The 9349-nt window shown below is 63.5% G+C and carries 8 protein-coding genes; 1 reads left to right on the forward strand and 7 read right to left on the reverse strand.

What is annotated here, in order from left to right:
* The 4 genes from VL52_RS22145 to VL52_RS22160 all read right to left on the reverse strand — a co-directional run.
* On the reverse strand, positions 1 to 254 hold a 254-nt coding region (locus tag VL52_RS22145), incomplete at its 3' end, for an ATP-binding cassette domain-containing protein (RefSeq protein ID WP_046159074.1).
* Between the two features lie 23 nt (positions 255 to 277).
* Positions 278 to 1336, reverse strand: a complete 1059-nt coding sequence (locus tag VL52_RS22150) for an ABC transporter permease (RefSeq protein WP_046159075.1) — start codon at positions 1334 to 1336, stop codon at positions 278 to 280.
* 16 nt (positions 1337 to 1352) lie between these two features.
* Entirely contained in the window at positions 1353 to 2291 is a 939-nt protein-coding gene (locus VL52_RS22155; protein WP_046159076.1) for an ABC transporter permease, read from the reverse strand.
* Positions 2292 to 2313: 22 nt separating this feature from the next.
* Positions 2314 to 4092 (reverse strand): ABC transporter substrate-binding protein, encoded by a 1779-nt coding sequence (locus tag VL52_RS22160; RefSeq protein WP_052729473.1) that lies wholly within the window; start codon positions 4090 to 4092, stop codon positions 2314 to 2316.
* Between the two features lie 247 nt (positions 4093 to 4339).
* Between VL52_RS22160 and VL52_RS22165 the strand changes: the two genes are divergently transcribed.
* Positions 4340 to 4705 (forward strand): hypothetical protein, encoded by a 366-nt coding sequence (locus VL52_RS22165; protein WP_046159077.1) that lies wholly within the window; start codon positions 4340 to 4342, stop codon positions 4703 to 4705.
* A gap of 48 nt (positions 4706 to 4753) precedes the next feature.
* Here the strand turns inward: VL52_RS22165 and VL52_RS22170 are convergent, their stop codons facing one another.
* From VL52_RS22170 to VL52_RS22180, 3 genes are all read right to left on the reverse strand, one after another.
* Positions 4754 to 7873, reverse strand: a complete 3120-nt coding sequence (locus VL52_RS22170; protein ID WP_046159078.1) for an efflux RND transporter permease subunit — start codon at positions 7871 to 7873, stop codon at positions 4754 to 4756.
* A 10-nt stretch (positions 7874 to 7883) separates the two neighbouring features.
* Positions 7884 to 8990 (reverse strand): efflux RND transporter periplasmic adaptor subunit, encoded by a 1107-nt coding sequence (locus tag VL52_RS22175; RefSeq protein WP_046159079.1) that lies wholly within the window; start codon positions 8988 to 8990, stop codon positions 7884 to 7886.
* Between the two features lie 118 nt (positions 8991 to 9108).
* Positions 9109 to 9349 (reverse strand): ExbD/TolR family protein (locus tag VL52_RS22180; protein WP_046158925.1); only part of this gene is annotated, 241 nt, incomplete at its 5' end.

Genomic DNA, 9349 nt, shown 5'->3' on the forward strand with positions numbered 1-9349 from the left:
TTCAGCAGGTCGCGCCCGTCGAAGCGCAGCTCCGACGCCGGATCGATCTCGCTCGATTGCGGCGGCAGCAGCTGCATGATGGCCATCGACGTCACCGATTTGCCGGAACCCGACTCCCCCACCAGCGCCACCGTGCGGTGCGCCGGAATGTCGAAGCTCACGCCCTTCAGCGCCTCGAAGCGCCCGCCGTCCTCCTGGCGGAAACTCACCCGCAGGTTGCGGACCGACAGCAGGGTTTTATTTTGATTGCTCATCTCGTGTTTCTCCTCCATCCCGCTTACTTGGCCGCCGCGCGCGGATCCAGCGCATCGCGCAAGGCGTCCACCAGCAGGCTGAACGCCGTCACCAGCACCGACATGGCGATGGTCACCGCCAGCATCTGCCACCAGTAGCCCTGGATCAGCTCGGTCGGCGCTTCGGCCAGCATCGAACCCAGGCTGACCTCGCGCACGCCGACGCCGAAGCCGAGGAAGGACAGAATGGCCTCGTACTTGATCAACGCCACCGTCAGCAAGGAAAACTGCACCAAGAGCAAATGGGAGATGTTGGGCAGGATGTGGACGAACATCTTGCGGCTGCTGCCGGCGCCGATGGCGTCCGCCGCCTGCACATACTCGCGGCCTTTCAGCTTCAGGTACTCGGCGCGCACCAGGCGGTAGGTGCCGGTCCAGCTGGTCAGCGCCATCACCGAAATGATGGTGGTGATGCCGCGGCCGGACACCGCGGCGAAGGACAGCAGCAGCAGCATGTCCGGCACCGAGGTGAACACGCTGTAGAACCAGTTGAGGAAGTCATCAGTCTTGCCGCCAAAATAGCCGGACACCGCGCCAAGCGCGCAGCCTATCAGCAGGGAAAACACCGCGCCGAACACGCCGACGAAGATGGACGTGGACGTGCCCTTCAACGCTTTCTGGATCACGTCGCGGCCCTGCAGGTCGCCGCCGAACGGCAGTCGCTCCAGCCGCGGCGGCGCGTGGTCGGCGTATTCGCCGACATGCTTCTCCGCCTCGGACAGCTGCTTGCCTATCGGATCCTCGGCGCGGCTCAGTGCGACAATGGGCGCGGCAGCCGCCTTGGCTGCCGGCTCCGGCGGCAACACGTCGTCCGCGGACTCCTTGACCCAGCTTGGCGGCGCATAAGGCACGCCCACCTCGTCCACCCAATGAGCGCCTACCAGATTGAACCAGCCGCCGATCGAGACCAGCAGATAGGCCAGCACGATCCACATCGAAACAAAGCCTACCTTGTTGCGCTTCAAGCGCTGCCATCCCAGTCCCCACAGGCTGCGGGACGGCGCGGCCGGCGCGGCGCCGGCGGTATTCTGCAATGTCGTCATGATTGTTCTCCTCCGCTCACTTCAGCTGCACGCGCGGATCGATCCACTTGTAGACCAGATCGCCCAACAGGTTGAACACCATGGTGGCGATGGCGATATAGATGGTGATGGCCTTGATCACCGGAAAATCGCTCTTGTTCACCGCCTGCACCACTTCGTTGCCCATGCCGGGAATGCCGAAGAAACTCTCCAGCACCAGCGCGCCCAGCAACATGTAGGGCAAGGACATCATCACGCTGGTCACCACCGGGATCAGCGCGTTGCGCAGCACGTGCTTGAGCATGATCTGGCGCTCGGACAAGCCCTTGGCGCGCGCGGTGCGCACGTAATCCTGGCCCAGCTCCTCAACGAAGAAGCTGCGATAGAAACGGATGTCCGGTCCCAGCGACACCATCAGGCCCAGCAACAAGGGCAGCGGCACGTAGACAAACAGATTGACCCAGAACGAATCGCCCCAGCCTCGCACCGGAAACCAGCCCAGCTTGAAGCCAAGAAAAAACTGGCCGGCGATGATGTAGATCAGCGCGCTGATGGACATGGCCACGGTGCAGGAGATGGTGACGATGTGATCGGTCAGGCCGCCGCGGAAATACGCGACCAGCGCCGCCAGCGGAATGGCGACCAGCAGATCGACCACCAGCATTGTGCCGGTCAGCGTCAGCGACGGTCCGATTCGGCTGCCGATAATGTCGGACACCGGTTGCTGGGTTGACCAGGAAGTGCCGAAATCCAGCGTCAGCACTTGATGGACAAACAGCAGGAATTGCTCGGGCAGGCTCTTGTCCAGCCCCAGTTGGGCGCGGATGTGCGCCAGCACTTCGGCCGAAAAATGCTTGCCGGCCAGCACCAGCGATGGATCGCCGCCCACCAGCGTGAACAAGATGAATACCAGCAGCATCACCCCGAACAGCGTCGGGATCATTTGCAGCAGCCGGCGAATGATGAATGCGGACATGATGGTTCTCCTCGCTCCCCGCTTATTTTTCTACATCCAGGAAACGCCAGATGGCATTAAGGTTGGGGTGATGCTTGAACCCCCTCACCCACGGCTGCGCCAGCGCATTGGTGAAACGGATATCGCTGAACATCCACGGCGTGTCGCCGACCACGATCTTGTTCATCTGGTCGTACAAGCGGTTGCGTTCCGGACCATCCGGCAGCAGGCGCGACTGTTCATAAAGCATGTCGTAGCGCGGAGACTGGTAGCAAGCATTGTTGGAGTTGCCGACATTGCCGCCGTACAGCAACTGCATGAAGTTATCACCATCCGGATAGTCAGCACTCCAAGCACCGCCGTTCATGCCGAATTTGCAGTCGCGCTGCGCCTTCACCTGCTCGTTCCACTGCATCACGCGGAAATTCGCCTTCACCTTGATGCGGTCGAAGGCCTTCTGCCAATACTCGTTCCACTGCTTGTCGATGGCAGAAGGACCGGTCAGAAAATCTACGACGACGGGCTTGCCGTCCGGAGCATGGCGGTAACCGTCGGCACCGATTCTATAGCCGAACTGGTCCAGCAAGGCATTGGCCAGCGGCGGGTTGTAGGGATAAGCGGCGCGGAAATTGGGATTATGGCCGGCCACGTTGGGCGGCACGATGTACTGCACCTGCACCGCCTGGTTGCGGCGGATGTCCCGTATCGTCTCGTTGGTGTCGAAAGCCATGGAGATCGCGCGGCGCAGCGCGATCTTGTCCTTGCCGTACCCGCCCACGACCGGGTCTTTCATATTGAACGCGTAGAAGGTGACTTCTTCGCCCAGCTCGCGGCTAAGCTGAATGCCCTTGCTTTTCAGTTCCGGCTTCAGCTCCGCGCGCCAGAGGTTCTTGGGATCCAGACGTAATACCTGGCGAACCAGCGGCTGGGGAATGCCGACGAGGTCCAACTCCCCGCTCTTGAAGGCCAGCCAGGCCGGCTGCTCCTCCTGGATCACCGACACCTCGATCCGGTCTATCTGCGGATAGCGCTTGCCGTTCATCTGCGCGGCGATCCGTTGATCGCCGGCATCGGCGGTCGCGCCGTAATGGAAAGCCTCCCGGCGGAAATTGGGATTGCGCACCAGCGTCATGCTGTTGCCCGGCTTCCAGTCCTTCAACACGTAGGGGCCAGTGCCGACCGGATGGGCATTGGTATTGTCGCCGTAGGCATCGACCACTTCCCGCGCCTGCCCCTCTACCCAACTGCCGGCCAGCAGGAAAGGCAAGGATGGGAACGGCTGCTTGAACTTCAGCTGCAAGCTGTAGCGGTCCAGCGTCTTCACGCCCTCCAGCACCGTGTCGTAATCCAGCTTGCCCTTGCCCGCCTTCTTCGCCAGCTCGTCCAAACCCACCAGTTTGTCGGTGAAAGTGTCGCTGAGCGGCGAGGCCACGGTCGGGTCGGACAGGCGCTTGATCGAGTACACGTAATCGGCGGCGGTCAGCTCGCGCTTCTTGCCCTTGAACGCCGGATCCGGCGCGAAATAGATGCCCTTCTTCAAATGGAAGGTGTAAGTCAGGCCGTCGGCGCTGACCGTAGGCATCGCCGTGGTCACATTGGGAACTACCCTCACTGGACGGGACAGATAGTCGAAAGTCAGCAAGGGATCGTAGATATGTTCGATCACCGCAGACGAATAGACGTCGGATATCTTGGCCGGATCGAATCCGGTTTCCGGAGCATTGAACGCCACATGCAACACCTTCTCCGCGGCCGCCGCATGCAGCGGCGCCAAGCTCCCCCAGACCATCAGTGCCGCCACCAGGGGCTTTCTCAGGCACATAGCCGTTTCTCCTTTGTTTTTCTCATCGGAACCAGTCCTCATCAGGATGGTCGATTTTCTATTGCGGCAACGCTTTGGCCGGCTGGCGCGCCGAAGCGCAACAAGCTCGTTAACACAAAGCCGATGCCGCCCACACCTTAACGATTGACACACCCGCAAGATGACATCATCGTTAAATAAACAGCAATTCGATATTCACCGCGGCTCCGCTTGCCCTGCCAACGCGTGCCGCCGCAAGGAGAGCGCCATGAAATCCGCGGCATCGATACTCGTTCTGGCCGCCCTGTCGCTGGCCGGCTGCGCCACCCAGCAGGGCTATGCGCAGAAGGTCTACAGCTGGCAGGGACGCGACGCCAACGAACTGCTGGCCGCCTGGGGCACGCCCACCGGACAGATGACCATGCCCAACGGCAAGCAGCTCTACACCTACCGCACCGCCTACAGCCAGGAAATGCCGATACAAAGCAGCGGCTTCTACCATCCCTGGAGCCTCAGCGGCGGCGGCTCCACTTACTACAGCTGCACAACCAACTTCGTTGTCGATCCGCGCGACCACACCATTCAATCGGTCAGCTTCGACGGCAACGACTGCGTCGCCCCGCCGCGCAAGTGATTCCGCGGGCGCTCACGCGACAGGAGCCGGCGATTGCCGGCTCCCTGTTTACTTACCGCCCGCCTCGTTCAGCTTCAGCGCGCGACGCCCGCCCAATAGACGGCGAATGCGGACGCGCAGACTGTCCAGATAGGTGTACACCACCGGCACCACCAGCAAAGTCAGCAACGTGGAAGTGGCCAGGCCGCCGATGATGGCATGCGCCATCGGCCGGTTGGTCTCCGAGCCGTCGCCAGTGCCCAGCGCCAGCGGCAACATGCCGAAAATCATCGCCAGGCTGGTCATCATGATGGGACGCAGCCTCACCCTGCCCGCTTCGGCGATGGCGTCTTCGCGCGCCATGCCCTCCGCCCGCGCCCGATTGATGAAATCCACCAGCAGAATGCCGTTCTTGGCCACCAGGCCCATCAGCATGATGATGCCGATGATGGAGAACATATTGAGCGTGGAGCCCCACAGGAACAGCGCGACAAACACGCCGCCAAAGGCCAGCGGCAGCGACACCATGATGGTCACCGGCAGCGTGAAGCTGCGGAACTGCGCGGCCAGGATCAAATAAATGAAGATGACGCCCAGACCCAGCGCGCGCAGCGCGTTGCTCACCGTCTCCTCCATGTCCTTCTGCTGGCCGCGGTGCATGCGCTGCACGCCTTGCGGCAATTGCATGTTGCCCAGCATCTTGTCGATGTCGGCCATCGCCGAGCCCACGTCGCGGCCTTCCACATTAGCCAGGATGCTGATCTCGCGCATCATGTTGGTGCGTTTGATCTGGCGCGGGCTGACGCCCTGCCGGGTCTCGATCAGCGTCGACAGCGGGACCATCTGCGCAGCGCCGTTGTCGTCGCGATTGCCGGCCACTTTCAGCTGGTCCAGCAGTTCCTGGCGGCGCTCGTCCTTCGGCACCCGCAGCCTGACGTCGTAATTCTCGCCGTCCGGGGCCTCCCAGGTGGTGACCACATTGCCGGCCAGCAGCATCGACAGCAGATTGCCGACGCGATTGAGATCCACGCCCAGGCTCAGCGCCGCGTCGCGCTTCAATGTCAGGCTCAGCGACGGATCGCCCTCGGTCAGATTGGATTCAATGTCCTTCACGCCCTTCACCTTGCCGATGCGGGCCATGATGTCGCGCGACACCGCGTCCAGCTCGGCCAGACTGGAGCCGCGCAGGCCGATGAAGATAGGCTTGCCCTGCTGCTCGTCGTTGGCCACGGCCTTGATCAGCACCCCAGCCACCGGCTGCACCCGCTTGCGGGCATCGGCGATGACCTCGTCCAGGCTGCGCTGGCGCGAGCGCTTGTCCCCGATGTCCAGCGTCAGTTGGCCGTCGTTCTTGCCGGCACCGAAGTTGCCGGCGCCGACATCCAGCGACACCGTGTGGATTTCCTTGATCCCGGACAGCGCGTCAGACAGTTCCCGGCCCTTCAGCGTCGTGTACTCCAGCGACGAGCCCGGCGCGGTCTGGTACACCACATTGATCTTGCCGCTGTCGCGCACCGGCGTGAATTCGCCGCCGATGCTGGGCACCAGCATGAAACTGGCCGCGGTGACGCCCAAAGCCAGCGCCAGCGTGGTCTTGCGATGGCCCAGCACCCAGCGGATCGCGGCGGCGTAGCGCTCGGACAGCCGGTCAAGCGAGGTCTCGAACCAGTCCAGCATCCGGCCCAACGGGCCGCGGTGGCGGTCGCCGTGATGGTGGGGGTCGTGCCAGATCGACGACAGCATCGGATCCAGCGAGAAGCTGACGAACATCGAGATCAGCACCGCCACCGCCACGGTGAGGCCGAACTGGTGGAAGAAGCGGCCGATGATGCCGCCCATGAAGCCCACCGGCAGGAACACCGCCACCACCGTCAGCGTGGTGGCCAGCACGGCAAGGCCGATCTCGTTGGTGCCGTCCAGCGCCGCCTGGTAATGGCTCTTGCCCAGCGCGGCGTGGCGCACGATGTTCTCGCGCACCACGATGGCGTCGTCTATCAGCAGGCCGATGGACAGCGACAGCGCCAGCAGCGTCAGCATGTTCAGCGTGAAACCCATCAGCTGGATCGCGAACAGCGTGCCCACCAGCGCCACCGGCAGCGTCAAGCCGGTGATCACCGTGCTGCGCCAGCTGCCCAGGAACAGGAATACGATCAGGATGGTCAACCCCGCGCCTTCCAGCAGCATCGACTCCACGCTGTGCAGCGCCTTCTTCACGTCCTCGGCAGAGTCATAGGTGTAGCGCAGCTCGGTGCCGGCCGGCATCTGCGGCTTCAGCTCGGTCAACAGTTTCTTGACGCCCTCGGCCACCGCCACCTCGTTGGCGCCGCGCGCGGCCTTGATGTCCACGCCCAGGCCGGGCTGGCCATTGACCAGCGAGACGCTGTCCTGCTCGGCCTCGGTGTCCGCCACCACGGCGATGTCATCCAGCCGGATAGGCGTGCCGTTGCGGTAACCCACCGCTAGCGCGGCGAAGTCGTCGGCGGACTTGAGCTTGCCGGACACGCGGATCGCCCACTCCTTGTGCGCGGTGGAAACGTTGCCGGCTGGGAAGTCCTGGTTGGCGGCCTTGATCGCGTCGGCCACGTCGGCCAGCGACAGGCCGGAGCCTTCCAGCCGCACCGGATCGATGTCGATGCGGATCTCGCGCCGCACCGCTCCGATCAGACTGACGTCGCCGACGCCCTCCACCATCTGCAGCCGCTTCTTCAGCACGTTCTCGGTCCAACTGCTCAGCTCGCGCGGACGGGTCTGGCTGGAGGTCAGCGACAGCGACAGCATCGGTTTGTCGTTCGGGTCAACCTGGGACACCGACGGCGTGCCGATCTCGCGACGGAACTGCCCCTGCACCGACGCCACCTTGTCGCGCACGTTCTGCACCGCGACGATGGGGTCGACCGACAGTTCGAACTCGGCCACCACGAAGGAGCTGCCTTCGGAAGAATAAGAGCGGATTTCCTTGATGCCGCTGACGGTGTTGAGCGCCTCCTCGAGCGGCTTGCTCACCTCGCTCTCCACTACCTCGGGCGAGGCGCCGGTATAACGCGTCTCCACCACCGCCATCGGCAGCCTGACGTCCGGCATCTCCTCCACCGGCAGCTTCTGCCAGGAGAACAAACCCAGCACCAACAGCGTCATCATCAACACCGCGGCGAAATACGGATTGCGCACGCTTACGCGGGTCAGCCACATGGCGCTCTCCTCAAGCCAGGCCGGCCGGCAGGCTGACCGGGTCGCCCGCCTTGCTGCCCAGCAGTTCGCCGACAATCACGCTGGAGCCGGCGGCCACGCCGGCTATCGCGGCCTGACGCTCGTTTTCCACGCGCAGCTCCACCGTCACCGGCCGCTTGGCCAGCTTGCCCTTCTCCACCACCATCACCCAGGGCTGGCCGTCGATGTCGCGCACCGCAGAGATGGGCACCACCACCTTGTCCTTCACCGCCCTCACCACCACGCCGCCCTTGGCGAACTGGCCCACTTTCAAGTGTCCGTCCGCGTTCTTCACCCGCACGAACAGCGTGAAGCTGCGGGTGCCGGGTATGGCCACCGGGTTGATGCGAACCACTTCGCCGCGCTCTTGCGCGTCGCGTCCATCCACGCTGAACGAAGCCGGCATGCCCACCCTCACCTGCCCCACCAGCCTCGAAGGCACGGTAGCCGCGATTTCCAGCACCGCCAGATCAGCCACCGAAAACAGCTTCATATTGCGGCTGGCCACCTCGCCGGGGTTGATCTTGCGCTCGTAGACCACGCCGTCTATCGGCGATTTGACCTGCGCGTCGGCCAGCGAGCGTTGCGCCCGCGCCAACAGGGCGGCCTGCGCGCGCAGCTCGCCCTCTTTCACCCGGAAATCGCTTTCCAGCTCGTCGAACGCCACCTGGGAGATAAAACCTTTGCCCAGCAGCTCCCGCTGCTTGTCCAGCTTGACCTTGGCCAGCTTCAGCCGCGCCTTGGAGTTGTCCAGCTGGGCATTCTGCTCTGCCACAGACTGGCCCAGAGACTCGGCGTCCAGCACCGCCAGCAGCTGCCCGCGGCGCACCGCCTCTCCTTCGCGCACCCGCACTTCGCGGACATTGGCGTCCACCTCGGACGCCACCGCGCTGCTGGTCAGCGCGTTCAGCGAGCCGGTGAACGGAATGGCGGCGGCGAGCGGCTTCACCTCGGCCCGCACCACATCGGCGCCGGACAAGCGGCGCGCCGCCGGCGCCGACGCGTTCTTGCCGGAGGCGGACGCATGCTCGGCGCCGCCCTTGCCACAGGCGGCTAGCGATAGAAGAAACAGGGCGGACAGGCAAAGACGTATATTCATATGTGTGTTTTCCGATGTGGCCATCGCGGCGTCATCCGGTCTTGTTGTCGATTACGGAACAGGCGGCCGTTTGGCCGCCTGTCCGACATCATGCCACATCCGGTAATTTATTTTAATGTCATTGCAAGAACTGTTCCGACCCGACGATGCCCAGCTTCGTCAGTCCCAGACGCTGCGACTCCGCCAGCACCATCGCCACCGGCGCGTAACTCGCATCCTTGTTCGGCTTGATGTGCAGCTCCGGCTGCGGTTCCGCCTTCCCCGCCGCCGACAGCCTCGTCTCCAGCGCCTCCCGGTTCGGCAAACGCTCGCCGTTCCACATCACCGCATTGTCCGGCGCGATGTCGATTTGCACCACT

Origin of the sequence: Chromobacterium vaccinii, from assembly GCF_000971335.1 — a bacterium.
GTDB classification, from domain to species: domain Bacteria; phylum Pseudomonadota; class Gammaproteobacteria; order Burkholderiales; family Chromobacteriaceae; genus Chromobacterium; species Chromobacterium vaccinii.

What these genes read in the sequence shown, in the direction of transcription:
- VL52_RS22150 (WP_046159075.1), bottom strand. Translation starts at nt 1,336, where the DNA reads ATGACGACATTGCAGAATACCGCCGGCGCCGCGCCGGCCGCGCCGTCC.
- VL52_RS22155 (WP_046159076.1), bottom strand. Translation starts at nt 2,291, where the DNA reads ATGTCCGCATTCATCATTCGCCGGCTGCTGCAAATGATCCCGACGCTG.
- VL52_RS22160 (WP_052729473.1), bottom strand. Translation starts at nt 4,092, where the DNA reads ATGTGCCTGAGAAAGCCCCTGGTGGCGGCACTGATGGTCTGGGGGAGC.
- VL52_RS22165 (WP_046159077.1), top strand. Translation starts at nt 4,340, where the DNA reads ATGAAATCCGCGGCATCGATACTCGTTCTGGCCGCCCTGTCGCTGGCC.
- VL52_RS22170 (WP_046159078.1), bottom strand. Translation starts at nt 7,873, where the DNA reads ATGTGGCTGACCCGCGTAAGCGTGCGCAATCCGTATTTCGCCGCGGTG.
- VL52_RS22175 (WP_046159079.1), bottom strand. Translation starts at nt 8,990, where the DNA reads ATGAATATACGTCTTTGCCTGTCCGCCCTGTTTCTTCTATCGCTAGCC.